The organism is Reinekea blandensis MED297, assembly GCF_000153185.1.
Classification (GTDB): Bacteria; Pseudomonadota; Gammaproteobacteria; order Pseudomonadales; family Natronospirillaceae; genus Reinekea; species Reinekea blandensis.
The window spans coordinates 570,620-588,008 of sequence record NZ_CH724150.1 but is presented as its reverse complement, the minus strand read 5'-3'; the positions used below and the strand labels follow the sequence as shown (position 1 = coordinate 588,008).

Genomic DNA, 17,389 nt, shown 5'->3' with positions numbered 1-17,389 from the left:
ATTGTGGGTGGCGGGGTTCTGTTCGGTATCGGCTGGGGCCTGGCCGGTTACTGTCCGGGACCGATGATTACCTCCCTGAGCTTCGCAGACATGAGCATTGTTACCGTGGTGGCCGCCTATGTGGTCGGTACCTTTGCCACAAAATGGACGCTGGCAAAAATTGAAGAAGCCCGTCATCTCAAACACAAGGCCGATGAAGCCTGTGTTGGCTAACCATCGCTTCTGATGACTGAAAAGCCCCGCAACTTGCGGGGCTTTTTTTATGGGTGCGATTCCGACAGATAACCAGCGTTTTCTAACGCCCTTAACCATCGAATCGACAGCCACCGATGCCCGAGATCGGTCGGGTGAACACCGTCGTGCAGATACTCGGCATTGTGTCCGCGAGCATCGTGCATCAATGCCTCCTGCATCGGCACCCACAAACACCCTGCAGCGTCGGCCAGTTTTTGTTGTCCGGCGGTAAGCTCATTCAATGGAGCCCTCCAGTCCTGAGTGACCTCACCACAGGGCAAGGCGACGGGTTCAACCAAAACGAGCCGTCGAGTACGGTTTTTCAGTTCGCCGATCAGCCGTTCGTAGGCCTTCAGCGAGTCATCGATGGCATGACCCGTTCCTTTCCAGAACGGGTGCCAGATATCATTAATGCCAATCATCAACGAGACTAAGTCAGCGGTGATCGGCTCACCTTCCTGGTCGGGCCACCAGTCTACCTGTTGCATCAACTCTTGCGTCATCGCACCGCTGTAGCCCCGGTTCCAAACGTCAACGGCCTGGCCGTTCGCTGCGAGTTTGTTGGCAACATAGCGGACCCACCCCTGCCCCAGTGCTTCGGGCTGCCCTTGATAACGACGAGCCCGTTTACGTTGGCAGTCGGTGACCGAATCACCGAGAAAGATCCAATGACTCACGAAACCTCCGTTGCTGACAGCCGACGCTGCAGTTGCAGATACAGGTAAGAACCGATGGCGGCCGTCGACAGAATCATGGCCATGATCACAATCTGATACCGCACGGCAATCAACGGCGAGACACCCGAGAGGATCTGCCCCGTCATCATGCCAGGCAACGACACCAGTCCGACGGCCATAAAAGAATTGATTTGTGGAATCATGGCGGCGGTCATCGATTTTTCGACCGCCTGAGCCCAGTCATTACCCTGTGCCCGCTCTGACCAGAGTCGCTCAGCGCTTTGACTGACGGCATTCATAGTATTCGCCATCACCATGCCGGTGATCGGAATGACGATGGCCGGTCGAAACCAGGGGTCTGGGCGAATCACGACGCCGATGATCCAGATGAGTAACAGACTGCCCGAGGCAAACACCGCCACAAAGACGGGCCATTTGAGAACATCTAACCGGGCGATGGGCCGCGTGGCAATCCAGCCGGCACCCAACGACATGATGAGCATGACCAGAAGAATCCACAGCGGTTGATCAACGTCGAATATGGCCGTGAGTACAAAACCGATGGTCAGTAGTTGCACCACCATCCGCAGGGTTGCCCAGCCGATGGAGCGCCAATCCCGAACACTCAGGCCATATAGAATAAGCGCGACAGACAATGGCAACAGCGACAGCGCAACATCACCGAGGCCCAGGACAATCATGCACGTAGCTGCCGGATGCGTTCATTCAGCCAGTCGAGCACCACCGGAAAATGATCGACCCAGGCGTCGTCGTGCTGCAGCATCGATTGCGAATGGTAGTTGCGCAAATTGCCATCGCCTTTGGCTAGAATCAGCATGCGTCCGTTGTGCGTGCCTAACTCACGCATGAACTCGCGAACGTCGGCAACGTGCGTCAGATAGCCTTGGCTGCGTGTGGCAAAGTAAAGGCTCGGCGGCAAACTCAGCTCTCGCAGAGCCGCGCTGTAATTAAACTGATCCTGTTCATCTTGCCAGCTGCCTTCGGACCAATTCAGGAAAGTCCGGTACCAACTCATCAGCTCAGGCTGATTACCGTGTCGGGACCAGTGCATGGGAACATCCCCCCGAACCGCTCCGAGCACCGGCATTACCTGTCGCCAAAGCAGTCTGGACAGCGCGTTATGCCGAACCCCACTGATGGTCACACTGCGTCGGGCATTGAAATGCACAAAGCCCTGGCTCAGCGTCTGCATCTCCTCTGACCGCGCGTAGGCAGACAATAATAGCACAGAGCCAAACCCCTGCCCGATCAGGAAAAGCGGTTTGCCATCAAGCTTGCGGCTGATTTCTTCGACAATTCTTGGTATATCACTGTTGATCAGATCGTGAACACCATGTTCCAGATGGCGACTCATGTGCGGCCAACTGTGTCCGTGCGCGATCAGATCGGGAACGTAGCAGGAAAACCCCATTTCACTGAGGTAGTTCGCTAAACCGTGCCCTTCCTTGATGAAGGCATCTCCGTTGGACCCCAAACCGTGCAGCATTAACACGGCCGCATGGGTCTCTTTTTGCTGCAAATGCCGCAGGAAAATCTGACCACCATGAACCGTCGCTACTTTCAGTCGTTCTTCTCGGATTGTGGGGTTCATTCAGCAATAACCTTTTGCCATTGTTTTTCGAGACGTTTCGCCGACACCGGGAAACGTGTTCCGAGTGTCTGCGCAAACAGAGAAACCCGGTATTCTTCGAGCATCCACCGGAACTCAGTCAGTTCCTCAGAGGTCTGCTGAGTTTCATGCAGTAAAGCCGAACGGTTGGAGAAACGTTGCCAGAAATCCTGCAATTCGTCCACCAACATGTTTTCAGACGCCGGAATACCGGAGGTTCGATTCAAACGTTTATCAGCCGCCTCCAGATAGCGCGGTAACTCACTGAGCCAACGATCCGGCGTTGCGCTGAGAAACCCGGGATAGACCAGCTGGTCCAATTGGGCTGCGACGTCGGCGTACATGAACGCCGTGGTGAACGAGACTTTACCTTTAAGTTGCTTACGCACGGTGTGGTGCGCCAGCAGGATAGCGTGAGTCAGCCGTGCCAGCACCTCCCCTTGCTCAACAAACTCCGCACGATGACGTTCTAACCATTGCTCAAACTCAGACTCTGAGCGCGGCCCATGCCCTTCAACGGGTAAGGTTCGACGCAAAGTCGCCCAAATCAGATCCTGACGAAGGTCTTCGGCTTTGCCATAGGGCGCAAACAGCAAGGCACTTTCTTTAAAGGCCGGAAAGCGCTTACCCAGATACTGAACCTGGTCGTGCCAATAAAAAGACGCCAGTCGCCACAGACCCCGGGCATGTTGCTCTAACGCCCAGGCCTCACCGGTAAAGGATTCGCGGGACACCGCGTTCACCTTATCGACCAGTGCCGGATACATACGGACTTGAATCCCTGCCTGCATGCGGTGTTCAAACTCAGGGAGTTCACCAAAGCTCCAGCGCGTGTCGCTGCTGGTTTTTTCGGCTTTTTTCTGTGTTTGTTTTGCTTGCTGCTGTGCGGTTTTATTCGCTGGCTGTAACAACGATTCCAGGTGACGCCCGGTGGCGACCACCTTGCCGTGGTCATCGACCACTTCGTAACGCAGTTGCAGATGCGAGTCGATACGATCCAGCGGCCATTCATCTTCCGGTACCCGTATACCGGTCATACGGAAGAGTTTTTCACCAATGGCTTTGTGCAAGGGTGTATCACTCGGCACCAGAGCTTCGAGCAGGCTGTCGACGTAGTTCGGCACCGGAACAAAGTTTTTCCGGTAGGCTTTCGGCAAGCCTTTCAGCAATGCAGTGATTTTCTCTTTTAGCAGACCCGGCACCAGCCACTGTAAGCGCCCTTCCGGCAGTTGGGAGAGCGCCGCAGCCGGTACCTTTAACGTCACGCCATCGGCATCGTGACCCGGCTCAAAACGGTAGCTCAGTGGCAACACCATGCCATTGGTCTCAAAGGAGTCCGGATACGCCTGAGCGCCAACCTCACTGGCACGATCGGATTTCAGCGCGTCGGGATCGAAATGTAACAGATCATCCGGTTGTTTCTTCAACCAGGCATGGAAGCCTTTGCTGTTAACGATGTCTGATGGAATTTTTTCATCGTAGAAGGCAAAAAGCGTTTCTTCATCGACCAGAATGTCTTTGCGTCGTGCTTTGTCTTCCAGCTCGAGTACATCATCCAGCAGCCCCTGGTTGTGCGCAAAAAAACCAGCCTTGGTCACCAGCTCGCCTTCCACCAGCGCGCGGCGAATGAAAATCTCACGCGACAGGGCTTCGTCGATACGGCCGAAGTTAACCGTTCGATTGGCAACAATCGGCAGACCATAGAGCAGTACCGTTTCCTGGGCGACTACCTGACCCCGCTTTTTCTCATAATGCGGTTCAGAGTAATTGCGCTTCACCAAGTGCATCGCCAGCGGTTCGACCCAAGCAGGTTCTATCTTCGCCACCGTTCGGGCAAACACGGCTGTGGTTTCGACGAGTTCAGCAGCGACAAACCATTTTGGTCCGCGACGACGAAACACCGATGATGGATGTATCACACAGCTTTTGCCTCGCGCTGCGGTATAGGTCCGCTCTTCTTTGTGAGCCGCAATGTGGCTGAGCAAGCCGGCCATGAGCGACTTATGAATATCTTCATATCCGGCGGGTTCTTTGTTTTCCTTAAAACCCAGTTCCTGACACATCAGATGCAACTGACGATGAATGTCGCGCCATTCACGCATCCGCAGATAGTTCAGGAACTCGGTTTTACAATATTTACGCAGTTTGTTCTGCGTCAGTTCCTGACGCTGCTCTTCATAGCGCTGCCAGAGATTAAAGAACGCCATAAAATCGGATTCTTTGTCTTTATCCTGCGCGTGTTTTTCGGCCGCAGCCTGTTGTTTATCCTGAGGCCGTTCACGTGGATCGGGTACGGAAAGCGCGCTGGCGATGATCAAGACTTCATGAAGGGCTTTGTGGCGATTCGCAGCGATGATCATGCGACCGATGCGAGGGTCCACGGGTAGGCGCGCCAGTTCTTTACCCACCGGCGTCAGATTGCCCCGATCATTTACCGCCGCCAACTCGTTTAACAGTGTATAGCCGTCACGAATCATCCGCGTATCGGGTGGTTCGACAAACGGGAAATCGTCGATCTTACCCAGACGCATGTGCAGCATCTGAAGAATGACTGAGGCCAGATTAGTTCGCAGAATTTCCGGGTCGGTAAACTCATCGCGACTGATAAAATCGTCTTCATCATAGAGCCGGATGCACAAACCCGGCGCGATACGTCCACAGCGACCGGCGCGCTGATTCGCCGACGCCTGAGCAACCGGTTCAATCGGCAAGCGCTGAATTTTTGACCGATAACTGTAGCGGCTGATCCGGGCGAGACCACTGTCAATCACATAATGAATGCCCGGCACCGTCAGTGAAGTTTCCGCCACGTTCGTTGACAGCACGATGCGTCGACCACTGTGTCCGGCAAAGATACGTTGCTGTTCAGAAGCACTCAATCGCGCATAGAGCGGCAGCAATTCGGTACCGCGCAAGTTAGCCTGTTTCAGCGTATTAAACGCCTCACGGATTTCCCGCTCACCCGGCAGAAACACCAGAATATCGCCACCTTTGCTGTGCGTCTCACCCCGGCGTTCGAGTTGTTCGATCTCATTCACCGCGTCGAGAATGGCACCGGGTAAGTCGGCGGAATAATCCTCTTCCTCTTTAGACATCGGACGATACAACACATCCACGGGATACGATCGGCCACTGACTTCAATGACCGGTGCGTTGTCAAAATGGGCGGAGAAACGATCCACATCGATGGTGGCCGAAGTAATGATGACTTTAAGATCCGGGCGTTTGGGTAACAGCCGCTTCAGATAGCCCAACAGGAAATCAATGTTCAGGCTGCGTTCGTGTGCTTCGTCGATGATGATGGTGTCGTAACGACTCAAAAAGGCATCATGCTGAATTTCATTCAGCAGAATACCATCGGTCATTAACTTGATCGCGGTGCTGTCGGATGACTGATCGGTGAATCGCACCTGAAACCCGACCGTTTGTCCGAGCGGGGTTTTGAGTTCATCAGCAATCCGGCTTGCGACCGACCGGGCGGCCAATCGTCGTGGCTGCGTATGACCGATCATGCCGGCACGACCGCGCCCTTCCATCAGGCAGAGCTTAGGGATCTGTGTCGTTTTACCGGACCCGGTCTCACCGGCCACGACTACAACCTGATGATCACGGATAGCGGCTCGAATGGCCTCGCCATGTTCAGACACCGGCAGGTCGTCTGCCAGTGTCACCTCAGGCAATGCCCGATCACGCGCAGTTACAGCCGCTTTGGACTTCTCAAAGACATGCGTAATGGTTGACAGTAACTTACTGGCTTCTTTGCCATCCCGTTGCAGGGCTTGTGCCTTATGACAACGGGTTTTCAGAAAATGACGATCTTTAACCAGACACTGATCCAGCTGTGCCAGAACGTCGGCGGGATTGACCGATGACGACATGAATCCAACAGTATTTTATGAAAGTGCCGCGATTATAGGCGGGACCGGGGTTATTTGAAATCCCCGACTCCGGAGCCTGCGAACTCAGACCGGGAAACCTCAAGGTGCCCCTGCTCCATGGAAATCAGGCGATCGGCCACATCGTAGTAACGATCATCGTGGCTGACGACCAGAAGGGTGTAGCCTAACGCTTTTAACTCCGGCAAGAGTTCTCGATAAAACAACTCCCGAAACGACGGGTCCTGATCGGCAGCCCATTCATCCAGAACCATGATTTTCCGCCCTTCGGCAATGGCCGAGACCATGGCCAGTCGTTTTCGTTGCCCTGTACTGAGCGATACGGTACTGAAGACACCATCGTTCAGCGTGACTTTTGACGATAACGCCAACCGGTCGAGCCAGTAGGACAAGGTCGTTTCATCCACTTCCTGAACCGCCGCTTCGCCGAACAAATGAAAGTCGGCCAACACCGCCGAGTAACCATGACGATAGCGACGCAACTGCTCTGGCTGCAATGTTCGCCCGTCCACCTTGATTGAGCCTTTGGTTGGTGACAATAGGCCTAGAATCAAGCGCAGCAGGGTCGTTTTACCGGCGCCATTGTGGCCGACTAAAAATACCAGTTCTCCTTGGCGAATGGTTAAGCTGATCGGGCCGAGCTCAAAGCCGGAACGGTCATTTGGATAGCGATAATAAACCTCGTCGAGCACCAACGATTGCCAGACTAAAGGCGGCTCCAGTGGTTCTCGATGGACTTCGGCCAACTGCAAAGACTGCAACTTTTTTAACGCCACCCGGGCAATCATCACCTGACCGATGTTATTGAGAAACATGTTGATAGGCTGTCGTATGAACATCAGTGTTAAGGCAAACGAAGACGCCAGCGCCAGTGATCCCAACTCAAAACGGTAAACCAGCCAGAACACCAGCAGGATCTGAAAAAGTACAACAGTCGTCATCATATGAATGTTGGTAATCAGGTAGCGATCGGCGGTAATCCGCAATCGCATTGCCTGATGTGCCGGTCCATTCATGACCTGACGCCAGAGGCTGTCCCCTCGCGGCTCGTTCAGCAGGAGCTCTTTATGGCCGGACAGAATCTGGTTATACCCCTGAAACAGATCGTCTTCCAGATCCCTTTCTTCGCGCAGGTTGCGATTAAACCGAAACAACAGTCGGTGCGTGATCGCCGTCGTCAAGGCCAGAAGTGAGACGACCACGGACGCCAGCACCGGTTGCATCCAGAACATGTAAGCGACACCCGCGACGATTAAGGTAAAGGCGTACAGAACATAACTGATCAGAGTAAAACCGGCCTGCAATGAAGCGATGTCCTTGGTGATGGCGGCATACACTTTTTCATTGCCTTCTGTCATCAACGACTCGTAGTCTGTGTTCAGCACCTGCCGCAGCAGACGCCCACGCATCTGATGAATGACACGAAAACCAAGCTGAGTCATCATCATTTGCGCACCCGCGCCAAAGGCGAACGCGCCCATCAGAACCCCAACAATCAACAACGTATGCTGGCGAAGAAAAACACCTTGTGAGGCGATGGTTTCATTAATGAAGTTTAATGTAAGGATGTTGGAACCGGCACTGAGCATCACCAATAAGGTGCCCAAACAAACAAATACACGATTTTCCCGATACAGAGCCAACAGCAACGCCAAGAGACCACCCTCAAATGATGACAAGCCGGCCACTTTAACACCATTCGGCTAAGTATTCATATTGGCAATTGTCGGCGAAAAAAAAGGTAAGTCGACAGACTCAGAGAGATTCGGACGGGCATAAAAAAGCCCTCCGCAGGAGGGCTTTGGTGAGCAAGCAATCAGATCAAGCCTGTTCCGTTCGCAGTTCGCGACGCAGAACCTTACCCACATTGGTTTTGGGCAGCTCGTCGCGACGTTCAAACTGACGCGGAACCTTGTAGGCCGTCAGATGTTCACGGCAGTAAGCGATCAGATCCTCATCGGACACTTCATCGTTGGTTACAATGAAGACTTTAACCGCCTCACCGGTTTTTTCGCTCGGCACGCCCACCGCGGCGCATTCAACGATTTTCGGATGACCGACCAACACATCTTCGATTTCGTTCGGATAGACGTTAAACCCGGATACGACAATCATGTCTTTCTTACGATCAACAATCTTCAGATAACCGTCTTCCTGCAGTACAGCGACATCACCGGTTTTCAACCAGCCATCTTCGTCGATGGTTTTTGCCGTGTCCTGAGGGCGATTCCAATAACCTTTCATCACCTGCGGCCCTCGAGCGCACAGTTCGCCAGGTTCTCCGATGGGCTGAGCAACGCCATCATCGTTGATGACTTTCACTTCGGTACTCGGTGCCGGAACACCAATAGTACCCAGTTGCGCATGACCCGGAGGGTTAAAGCTTAGTACCGGAGAAGACTCAGTCATGCCATAACCTTCGTTAATCAAGCAGCCGGTAACGTCTTTCCAGGTATCGGCTGCGGCATGCGTCAGCGCCATACCACCGGAAATGGTCAGTTTCAGGCCGCTGAAGTCGAGCTTTTTGAAATCGTCGTTGTTACACAAGGCAACAAACAAGGTGTTCAGACCAACAAAGCCGGTGAACCGATGTTTGCTCAACTCTTTAACGAAGCCTGGAATATCACGCGGATTCGGGATCAACACGCTTTGATTACCAGTGTACATCAGGACCATGCAATGCACGGTAAAGGCGTAGATGTGGTATAGCGGTAACGGGGTAATCAGGGTTTCTTCGCCGTCTTTCAGTGCCAGCTTAAAGTATTCATAACACTGCAGCATGTTGGCAATCAGGTTGCGGTTGGTCAGCATGGCCCCTTTGGCTACGCCGGTGGTACCACCGGTATATTGCAGCACAATTGGATCATCGTGACCGGTACGAACAGGACGGTAGCTGAAGTTCTGCCCCTGACGAAGTGCAGTGCGGAACGGTACGGTTTTGGACGCATCAAAGTCCGGCACCATTTTCTTAACACGTTTTACGACCGTGTTGACCAGCGCCCGCTTCAGCGGCGGATGCAAGTCAGCAATTTCGGTGACGATGATTTTCTCAACCGGGGTACGAGGCTGTACTTTGAGTGCCTGTGCCGCCATGCCGGCGTATACCACCATCGCTTTGGCGCCAGAGTCATTCATCTGATGCTCCAGTTCCCGCTCGGTATAGAGTGGATTGGTGTTGACCACCACCAGCCCGGCTCGTAACGCACCCCAGGCGGCGATTGGAAACTGAACAATATTGGGCATTTGCAGGGCGATACGGTCGCCTGGTTTCAGGTCTGTCTCATTCTGCAAGTAAGCAGCAAAGTCAGACGACAGCGCGTCCAGGTCTTTGTAAGTGATGGTTTTGCCCATGCAGGTAAACGCGGGCTTATCCGCGAATTGCTTAACTTTCGCATCGAACAGGTCGAGGACAGTTTCGTAGGAATCTGCGTCGATGATTGCCTGCATATCTTCGGGGTAATTCTCATGCCGGTAGCTCTCGGTCATACGGCCTCCCTTTCAGTGTTGTTATTGTATATTCAGCAAGATTGGCCCGCGGGCCTTCATCTGTTGACCGACCGAATTAAAACGGTCGTTTGATAATTTGGGCGCCAATTGTGGCGCGTCAATTCCATGACTTCAACTCTTTCATGAACAATGCTCACAATTTACGCGGATTATGCCATTGCAGACCGCTACTTATGAGTGAGAGTGATGAATAATTTCCGGCCCGTATCGAGTCTGGACACAATCCCCGAACTCAAAGATGCGACTTTCTCCGGGCCGCATCTGGTGCCAGGTCTCATCATCCGTCAGCGGCTGCGTGGCGATCACCGTCACCACATCGTCTTCGGTCGTGACTTCCGCGAAATCAATGGTCAGGTCGGCATCCGTTAAATGTGCTTTGCCGAAAGGCGCGCGCCGGGTAATCCAGCTAAGCTTAGTTGAACAGTAGACAAAAATGCTGTCACCGTCGCTCATCATGATGTTACTCACGCCATACTGATTGATCCTGTTGCAATGCTTCTCAAGCGTATCGATGTGATCGCGCATGCGTCCTTGGTTATTGCAACTGTCGCGCAACTCTCCGAGCAACCAGCAGAACAGCTTTTCACTGTCGGTTTGGCCCACAGGCCGGTAATGCCGGGGCTCTGGAATGTCTTCGATCTTCATTTGTCCATTGTGAGCAAACGTCCAGATCCGTCCGCACATTTCCCGCTGAAACGGATGGGTGTTTTCCAGTGAAATCTGACCGACATTGGCCTGCCGGATATGGCTGATGACCGCCGTCGACTTTATGGGATAACCTTGCAGAAAGGACGCTACCGGTGACTCGCAGCCCGGTAGGTGGTCTTTAAACAACCGAACCCCTTTGCCTTCATAAAAGCAGATCCCGAACCCGTCTTTGTGTGGTCCGGTCCGACCACTTCGCTCGACAAAACCGGTAAAACTGAAAGAGATATCGGTGGGCAGTTTGGCGCTCATCGCCAACAATTCACACATGCTCGGCACTAAACCCTGTTATTCAATCAATGCTTTATTTCACTACAGGCCCTGACAGATTGCTAGTGTCCTGAGTAAGTAGTTCGTCGAGCTTCAGAGTTCATGGAAAGGTCTAGTACAAGGCGCACTTCGCAGGAAATATTATGATCTTTTCAAGAAGAGCAACACCGTAATAGCGCTTTCCATGAGCTCCCTGCGGGCGCGTCATTCAAGCCCTCTGGCTTCGTTCTGTCTCTTGCCAATGGAGCAACCATTACCTTCCAGACACGCCTTGCCAGAGGGCTTGAATGGCACGCTGAAAGCAGACGAACTTCTGACTCAGGACACTAGCGTCTTACCGTGCCAAACCATGCGTTTCATGACGTTAGCTGCGGTTATCCGTCTCGTCATCGTCTTCATCGGCAAACGGATCATCGCCGTCCAATGCCAGATCCAGATCAGCCAGATCATCATCGATACTGCTGATGTCAAACAACTCCTCTTCCGGGTCGGTTTCACCGGTGTCCGGCGCGGCCTCGGCTTCCAATGTCGGCGGCTGATCATCGAGCATATCTTCAACGGCGGGCGATGGGGCTTCGGTCTGCTCGGGGGTTGGTAAATCATCCAACATATCGGTGAGATCCCCTTCGTCTTCAGCCACGGCTGGCATTTCTTCAAAGTCGTCATCAAGCCGGGAAATGTCGAGTTCGTCATCGGGCGGCAGGTTCTCGACATCATCCAGACTGGCAAACTCATCGCCACCCAGAATCGGCGCAGATTCTTCTTCTGCGGGTTTGGCACGATTCTCCAATCGCCGATAAACCAGGTAACCGCCCGCCAGCACCAGTACACCGGGTATCGACAACAGGATGTAGGTTAACCAATTGATGCCTTCAGCGTTGCCGTCAGACTCTGCGAGCGGCTCATCGCTCCAATCATCGCCGTCCTGACTGACGATAATGTCGGCCTGCAGTTCGGCAAAGTCCGGCATCGGATCTTTCACAAAATCTCCGGCCGGTTCCGTCGCCGACATCGGCGATTCCGGCTCAAGTGTTTCCGCCACGGCCGGTGTCATAGCCATGCCAGCCGCACCCTGAATCGGCAAGGTCAGTTGAATCGACTCACCGCTGACTGGCAAGGCACGCCCTTCACCATCAATCATCAAACCGCGTAATTGAACCTGATAATCACCATCGGGCTGATCGTAAGGGAACGCCCAGACCCAATAACCGGCTTCTGCCTGTTCAAAGGGTTCGGACATCTCGTCTTCATTCACGGTGTACTCCGCATTCACCGCCAATGACATTCCGGGTGACAGGCGTCGATTGGGATACAAACGCCACTCATAGGCGGTTTCGGTCATCAGCACTTCGGAAACATAGGGAGCCACAACCTGAAACTGCCTTTCAGCCAAACGGTTAAAGGTCCCGCCATTGACGGTTACGGTGACATTTAACTGCTGACCGCGATCACCAACCCGGATATCAGCAACGATACGGTCTTCCAGAACCCGGCTCTCAACCGGCGATCCGTTCACCAGAACCTGAGCTTCCACCAGGTCTCGAAGGTCGCCACTCAGGCGCTCGCCTTCGGCGTCGGTCAGTGTCGCGCGAATCGAGACTCTGGAGCCTTCAGCAACCGCCGTGCTATCCGGTGATTGCCAACGGATGTTGATGTCCGAGAGCACACGTAACCGGGTGGGATCTTCCATATCGCCGGTCACCCGCCAGGTGCCGGTCATTGGATTGCTGACGGTTACCTGAGTATAGCCGCGGCCAACCCTCCAGCGCTGATCGCCAGGGTTCAGTGCACTGCTGGTTTGACCATCGGGAGACCTTAGCCCAACAGCCCCCTGAGAGTGGTACATGAGTACGGTCACTTCGCGAACCGCGCGATCTACCTGAAAGCTGCTGTCACGAACACGAAGCTGCGACACAGGCGCGACTTCGTTACCCAGCGAGGTCAGCAGAGGCAACAAATCGGCGCCCTGGTTCGCGCGCAGATACTGACCTCCCGTCTGTTCTGACAACTGGCGCAACAAGGCGTGATCGGCATCGTCCGACAACGCGATGGTGTGGATTCTCGCATTAGCCGAGTTGTAACGCGGCACCAGCTGACTCAGGATGCGACCCCGTTCGACCTGATTCACATCGGCGTTGGGTGCGATATCAACCTGACCATCCGTGATCAATACCACGTGAGTGGGCCCGGTATAGGTCGAGTAGGCAAAATCGTAGGCGGCTTCGTCCAGGGCACGACCAAGATTCGTGCGAGTGGCCGGTGCGCCCTGCTGTTGGATACGCGTCCGCGCAAGCGCTCGCCATTCGGCATCAATGGTGTCGTGCGGCACTAACAGGTTCACGTACTGACCAAACGTCCAGACAGCCGCTCGCTCGCCTTGGGGAATGGCTTCCAGCATCAGCAGTAACGCATCCTCGCGGTAGTTCTCCGGATCGTTCTGCGCCATGCTCTGCGAGACATCCCAAAGCACCCTGACATCGGCCGACACGGCCGGCAGCAAGATGGTCAGCAACACAGTCAATGCCGCCCTTCGACAGTTCGCAACTACAAGCATCAGGTTCCGCACGTTTCAGTTTCCGATTTATCTGGACTTATCACACTCTATCATCGGCTGACATGGCTTCAACTGAAGGATGATTTTTGGTTTTCACTGACAATCAGCGAAAGTAATGAAAGGAAGGACCTCATCAATGCGGACGTGGAGATGTCTCAAGCGGGAAAACCAGTGAAATGGATTTTTCTGCGGCCCGGGCGGACCGCATTGAACAAGGAAGGAAAACTTACGAAGACGCTGCGAGGTGCTGCCGGCCTTTTTGTGTGATGTACCAGCGCGTGCCTTTTTTACTCAGGATTTTGCCACCCAGATCTCGAGCGACGATGATGCCCAGGGTCTTATTCAACGTATGCTCATCCAAGTCGGTCTCACCGGCCAGCCCTTTCAAACTGCGGAAAATGTAGCGACCGTTGCCCAGAGCGGTGAGGACATTTGCGGTGGTCACGTCGAGCTCGTCTTCGGGCGCCAGTACCACCGGTGCATTTCCCTCGTCACTTTCGGTTTCCATTTCCAGCAAAGGTTCCAGTTCACGTTGCAACAAACGTATTTCAGTCAACAGTTCATCGGTACGTTCACGAACGTGCTGAGATTCTTGCATGATCCGCTTGGTGACGGTTGTCATCGCAAAACGGCTTGCCCAGGCGGCGATCAGGCAGAAGCCGGCAAAGATCAGCATCCCACTGGGGTTGCCCTGACTCTCGACAACCAAATCGCTGGACACCAGGAAAAGAATGAGCGGCACCAGAAAAGACGCAGCCAGGCCCCCAACCAAGGAACGCGGCATACTGGTGTTGTCAGAGTCCACCTGGGCTTGCATGTAATAGTTCAGCAGACCACCGAATACGCCCGCCATCAGCATAATAGCGACCAGCGCAAAGATATGATTGGCCATGGAAGTTCATTCCTCTTTCAGTGGCAACCGGACGCAAGCGCGCCGTTTGCCGTATTCACAGTGTCATGAAGGGATTAAGACTAGCCAGTTAGTCGCGCAATGTATAGTAACGCTTTAAGTTGACTTACAAATTGTTACGTCAGTTGGCAAACCCAGCAGATCAGCTCGCGTCGGCTGCTTCCGGATGATCAGCCTGATCGGCTTGACCTCGTTTCATCTGTCGCAACCTCAGGGCAATGGCCGCGAAGACAATCACCACGGTCCCAACCACCAAGGCCATGATCATGGGCTGCAGCAGTTCCAGTGCAGACGCCAAGCCAAGATCCAAAAAGTCGAATGCAGCGACGATGATGACCGGCGCAATGTAGGCTTCCGGATCAGTCCCCTGCCAAGGTGTCAGCACCACGCACAGATACAACCAGGTCAGCCACCAGCGCAGGGGTCGCCAACGAATTTTGGTACCGACTTTCCAGACGACCAACCAGAATCCGAGCACACCCAACAAATAAACAATGGCGGCATTACGGTAAAGTTCTTCGTAAATCATGCTACTTCCAGTTAAACGTTATCAATGATGTGATCTTCCCATTCTTCCTCAGGCACCTGATTATCCGGAACCAGGTCCATATGGTTGACGGAGACATTCACCGCGTGGATCAATTGAGGATCGCCACTGACCAAGGGATGCCATAACGGCAGATCCCGGCCCTCGGCTAACAAGCGATAGGCGCAGGTCGAGGGCAACCAGTAAAACTGATCGACATCTTCCGGCTTCAGCCAGACGCAGTTTGGTACGGTTTCATGTCGTTTCGGGTAGATCGAACAACGACATTCATCAGTCATGTATTGGCAGACCACATCGGTATAGTAAACGGTACCATCTTCGTCGTCTTCGAGCTTCTGCAGACAACATTTACCACAGCCATCGCACAGGGACTCCCACTCTTCGGTAGTCATCTCGGAGAGCGCCTTTTTCTGCCAGAACACCCGATCAGCCATGATCCGAACGAGCCTTATCCCGATGCAGATCAAGCATGTAGTCTTCTTTAGGCGGTGGCATTTGCAGGTAAAAGCCTTTGTCATCGATGTCTCTCAGGACATCGGCGGCTTTGGCCCGTGCCAGGGTTTTATCTTCGGTCAAGAGCATATCCATAACCTGGATCGGCCGACCGAAAAGCTCGCGCAATGCATCGGGTAAGTCGTCAAACGCATCCGTCTTACGCAGATACAAATAGGTTTCACTGCGTTTGGAGGAGCGATAAATCCGGACAATTTCACGTTTCATGCGTAGCTTCCCACTGTGTCCGAATGCATTGACTTATCGGGTCGACCAGAAACTCCTGACGCCAACCCGTGAAAATGTCCGGCACTTCATAATCACCAGTACGCGCACCGCTGCGTAACCAGGCTTCCAACGATTTTCGCCGGGCCAGAATCTCTGCCGGCAAGTTCAGTTGCTCTGCAACCGTGTTCACCACCTGACGAACGTCTTTCAATAATTGAGCTTGATCGGCCGGCAATGGGCTGTCGATCCGCTCCGGCCAATCTTCTCGACGGGAATCCCGAGCGCGTTCAATCATAGCAATCAGCTCGTCACCATAGAGACGGATTTTCCGAGACGGAATATTGACCTGCTTTTGCAGCATTGACCGGCTCGTCGGCATTTTTTCAGCAAGGGTAATAAGATCTTTATCCTGCAGAATCCGACCGCGATTACTGTTGGTAGCTCGCGCCAGGTTTTCACGCCATTCGCATAAAAGCTGCAACACCAGCAGCCTTTCGCCTTTAAGTTTCCAGGCGCCGCGAAGCTTCTGATAATAAGACTGAGGCGGCACGGGTCGGTTATTGCTCACCATACGCTGGCTGTCTTCGGCAACCCAGGCGTAGCGGTTCTGTTCTTTAAGCTGAGCTGCACAATGCTGATAAACGCGATACAGCCAAAGCACATCAGCGGCGGCGTAAAAACACTGCTCGTCAGCTAAAGGCCGTTGCAACCAATCACTGCGGGTGGCTTCTTTCGGTAACTCAACATCGCAAATAGCTTCAACCAGTCTGGCGTAGCTCATTTGTACCGGATGACCCAGAAATCCAGCGGCAATCTGGGTATCGAAAACGTTTTGCAGTTCCACACCCAAATGATGCGCGAGGACCTCGGCGTCTTCAGACAAAGCGTGCAGCACCTTCACGATGGCCGGGTCTGATAACACGCGAACCAAAGGGGCCCAATCGTTAATCTGAAGCGGATCGATCAGCCAAACCTGATCTTCAATACCCACCTGAATCAGCCCGAGATGAGCGTAAAAGGAATCGGTTCTTACGAACTCAGTGTCGAGTGCAATGACAGACGCAGCCGCCCATTCATCAGCGACCTGAGCTAAGGCAGCATTATTATCAATCCATTGAAATTGATCAGTCATGCTCAAATCCGAGGGTTTGCTTCTGTGTTAAGGCTTGTTCAATCACCCGGCTGTCGGCCTGATCCAGCGCCCCACTTTTCATCTGATGAAAAGGTACCCGAGTCACCGTCAGACCTGATTCTTTGAACTGTTCTTTGATGAAGTGCACCGTGGCTTCGGACTCCAATCGATCGTCCAGGGCCAGCATGATTTCGGAAACCTCACCAGAACGAGCAAGCTCAACTAACTCAACCAACCCCAGTGTTTCCGGCCCGATTCCGTCGATAGGCGACAAGACCCCATGCAACACAAAATACCGCCCCTGAAAGGCCGCACTCATTTCAATGCCTGCACGATCCACATCACTGGCAACCACACAGATGACACTGGCGTCGCGATCCGGATTGGCGCAAACACCACAGAGGTCGTCTTCGGTCAGGGTACGGCACTGCGGACACTTGTGTACCAACGTCAGAGCATCGGACAACGCTGACGACAGTCGCTGTCCGGTTTCGGGTTCTCGTTCTAATAACTGCAGCGCCATGCGCTGAGCGGAACGAACGCCGACACCAGGTAGTGCCTGCAGCGCTTGAATCAGTTTTTCAGTTGCCGGGGTAAATGCCATTTG

General features: G+C 53.6%; 15 protein-coding genes. 1 reads left to right on the top strand and 14 read right to left on the bottom strand.

Annotated elements, in window-relative coordinates; translation table 11 throughout:
• Nucleotides 1-213, top strand: a 213-nt coding sequence (locus tag MED297_RS08095) for a DUF6691 family protein (RefSeq protein WP_040556751.1), incomplete at its 5' end; no start/stop codon positions are given.
• Between the two features lie 47 nt (nt 214-260).
• Here MED297_RS08095 and MED297_RS08090 read toward each other — a convergent pair.
• The 14 genes from MED297_RS08090 to recR form a co-directional block, all read right to left on the bottom strand.
• Nucleotides 261-911 (bottom strand): SGNH/GDSL hydrolase family protein, encoded by a 651-nt coding sequence (locus MED297_RS08090; protein WP_008043937.1) that lies wholly within the window; start codon nt 909-911, stop codon nt 261-263.
• Nucleotides 908-1,612 carry an ABC transporter permease gene (locus tag MED297_RS08085; protein WP_008043936.1) on the bottom strand — a complete coding sequence of 235 codons (705 nt, stop codon included), beginning with the start codon at nt 1,610-1,612 and terminating at the stop codon, nt 908-910. The genes MED297_RS08090 and MED297_RS08085 overlap by 4 nt, the downstream gene beginning before the upstream one ends.
• A complete protein-coding gene (locus tag MED297_RS08080) occupies nt 1,609-2,523 on the bottom strand; it encodes an alpha/beta hydrolase (protein WP_008043935.1) in 915 nt (304 codons plus the stop codon). The genes MED297_RS08085 and MED297_RS08080 overlap by 4 nt, the downstream gene beginning before the upstream one ends.
• Nucleotides 2,520-6,419 carry an ATP-dependent RNA helicase HrpA gene (gene hrpA, locus MED297_RS08075; RefSeq protein WP_008043933.1) on the bottom strand — a complete coding sequence of 1,300 codons (3,900 nt, stop codon included), beginning with the start codon at nt 6,417-6,419 and terminating at the stop codon, nt 2,520-2,522. Before hrpA ends, MED297_RS08080 begins: the two co-directional genes overlap by 4 nt.
• A 50-nt stretch (nt 6,420-6,469) precedes the next feature.
• On the bottom strand, nt 6,470-8,116 hold the full coding sequence (locus tag MED297_RS08070) for a cyclic peptide export ABC transporter (protein ID WP_161599285.1): 1,647 nt from the start codon (nt 8,114-8,116) through the stop codon (nt 6,470-6,472).
• A gap of 142 nt (nt 8,117-8,258) precedes the next feature.
• Entirely contained in the window at nt 8,259-9,923 is a 1,665-nt protein-coding gene (locus tag MED297_RS08065) for an AMP-binding protein (protein WP_008043928.1), read from the bottom strand.
• A gap of 192 nt (nt 9,924-10,115) precedes the next feature.
• Nucleotides 10,116-10,919 (bottom strand): class II glutamine amidotransferase, encoded by an 804-nt coding sequence (locus tag MED297_RS08060; protein ID WP_008043927.1) that lies wholly within the window; start codon nt 10,917-10,919, stop codon nt 10,116-10,118.
• A gap of 364 nt (nt 10,920-11,283) precedes the next feature.
• The gene (locus MED297_RS08055) at nt 11,284-13,434 is read right to left on the bottom strand and encodes a vWA domain-containing protein (protein WP_008043926.1); all 2,151 of its coding nucleotides are present in this window, start codon (nt 13,432-13,434) and stop codon (nt 11,284-11,286) included.
• 265 nt (nt 13,435-13,699) lie between these two features.
• Complete coding sequence (locus tag MED297_RS08050; RefSeq protein ID WP_008043925.1) at nt 13,700-14,365, bottom strand: YEATS-associated helix-containing protein; 666 nt, start codon at nt 14,363-14,365, stop codon at nt 13,700-13,702.
• A 160-nt stretch (nt 14,366-14,525) separates the two neighbouring features.
• Nucleotides 14,526-14,912 (bottom strand): hypothetical protein, encoded by a 387-nt coding sequence (locus tag MED297_RS08045; RefSeq protein WP_008043924.1) that lies wholly within the window; start codon nt 14,910-14,912, stop codon nt 14,526-14,528.
• 11 nt (nt 14,913-14,923) lie between these two features.
• Nucleotides 14,924-15,364, bottom strand: a complete 441-nt coding sequence (locus MED297_RS08040; RefSeq protein WP_008043923.1) for a YcgN family cysteine cluster protein — start codon at nt 15,362-15,364, stop codon at nt 14,924-14,926.
• Nucleotides 15,357-15,650, bottom strand: coding sequence for a YcgL domain-containing protein (locus MED297_RS08035; protein ID WP_008043922.1), 294 nt, complete (start codon nt 15,648-15,650; stop codon nt 15,357-15,359). Before MED297_RS08035 ends, MED297_RS08040 begins: the two co-directional genes overlap by 8 nt.
• Entirely contained in the window at nt 15,640-16,782 is a 1,143-nt protein-coding gene (rnd, locus tag MED297_RS08030; RefSeq protein WP_008043921.1) for a ribonuclease D, read from the bottom strand. Before rnd ends, MED297_RS08035 begins: the two co-directional genes overlap by 11 nt.
• Entirely contained in the window at nt 16,775-17,386 is a 612-nt protein-coding gene (gene recR, locus MED297_RS08025) for a recombination mediator RecR (RefSeq protein WP_008043920.1), read from the bottom strand. The genes rnd and recR overlap by 8 nt, the downstream gene beginning before the upstream one ends.
• Nucleotides 17,387-17,389: the final 3 nt, after the last annotated feature.

Excerpts from the sequence above, each read along its gene's own strand:
- MED297_RS08085 (WP_008043936.1), bottom strand. The coding sequence starts at position 1,612 with ATGATTGTCCTGGGCCTCGGTGATGTTGCGCTGTCGCTGTTGCCATTG.
- MED297_RS08080 (WP_008043935.1), bottom strand. The coding sequence starts at position 2,523 with ATGAACCCCACAATCCGAGAAGAACGACTGAAAGTAGCGACGGTTCAT.
- hrpA (WP_008043933.1), bottom strand. The coding sequence starts at position 6,419 with ATGTCGTCATCGGTCAATCCCGCCGACGTTCTGGCACAGCTGGATCAG.
- MED297_RS08065 (WP_008043928.1), bottom strand. The coding sequence starts at position 9,923 with ATGACCGAGAGCTACCGGCATGAGAATTACCCCGAAGATATGCAGGCA.
- MED297_RS08060 (WP_008043927.1), bottom strand. The coding sequence starts at position 10,919 with ATGTGTGAATTGTTGGCGATGAGCGCCAAACTGCCCACCGATATCTCT.
- MED297_RS08050 (WP_008043925.1), bottom strand. The coding sequence starts at position 14,365 with ATGGCCAATCATATCTTTGCGCTGGTCGCTATTATGCTGATGGCGGGC.
- MED297_RS08045 (WP_008043924.1), bottom strand. The coding sequence starts at position 14,912 with ATGATTTACGAAGAACTTTACCGTAATGCCGCCATTGTTTATTTGTTG.
- MED297_RS08040 (WP_008043923.1), bottom strand. The coding sequence starts at position 15,364 with ATGGCTGATCGGGTGTTCTGGCAGAAAAAGGCGCTCTCCGAGATGACT.
- MED297_RS08035 (WP_008043922.1), bottom strand. The coding sequence starts at position 15,650 with ATGAAACGTGAAATTGTCCGGATTTATCGCTCCTCCAAACGCAGTGAA.
- rnd (WP_008043921.1), bottom strand. The coding sequence starts at position 16,782 with ATGACTGATCAATTTCAATGGATTGATAATAATGCTGCCTTAGCTCAG.
- recR (WP_008043920.1), bottom strand. The coding sequence starts at position 17,386 with ATGGCATTTACCCCGGCAACTGAAAAACTGATTCAAGCGCTGCAGGCA.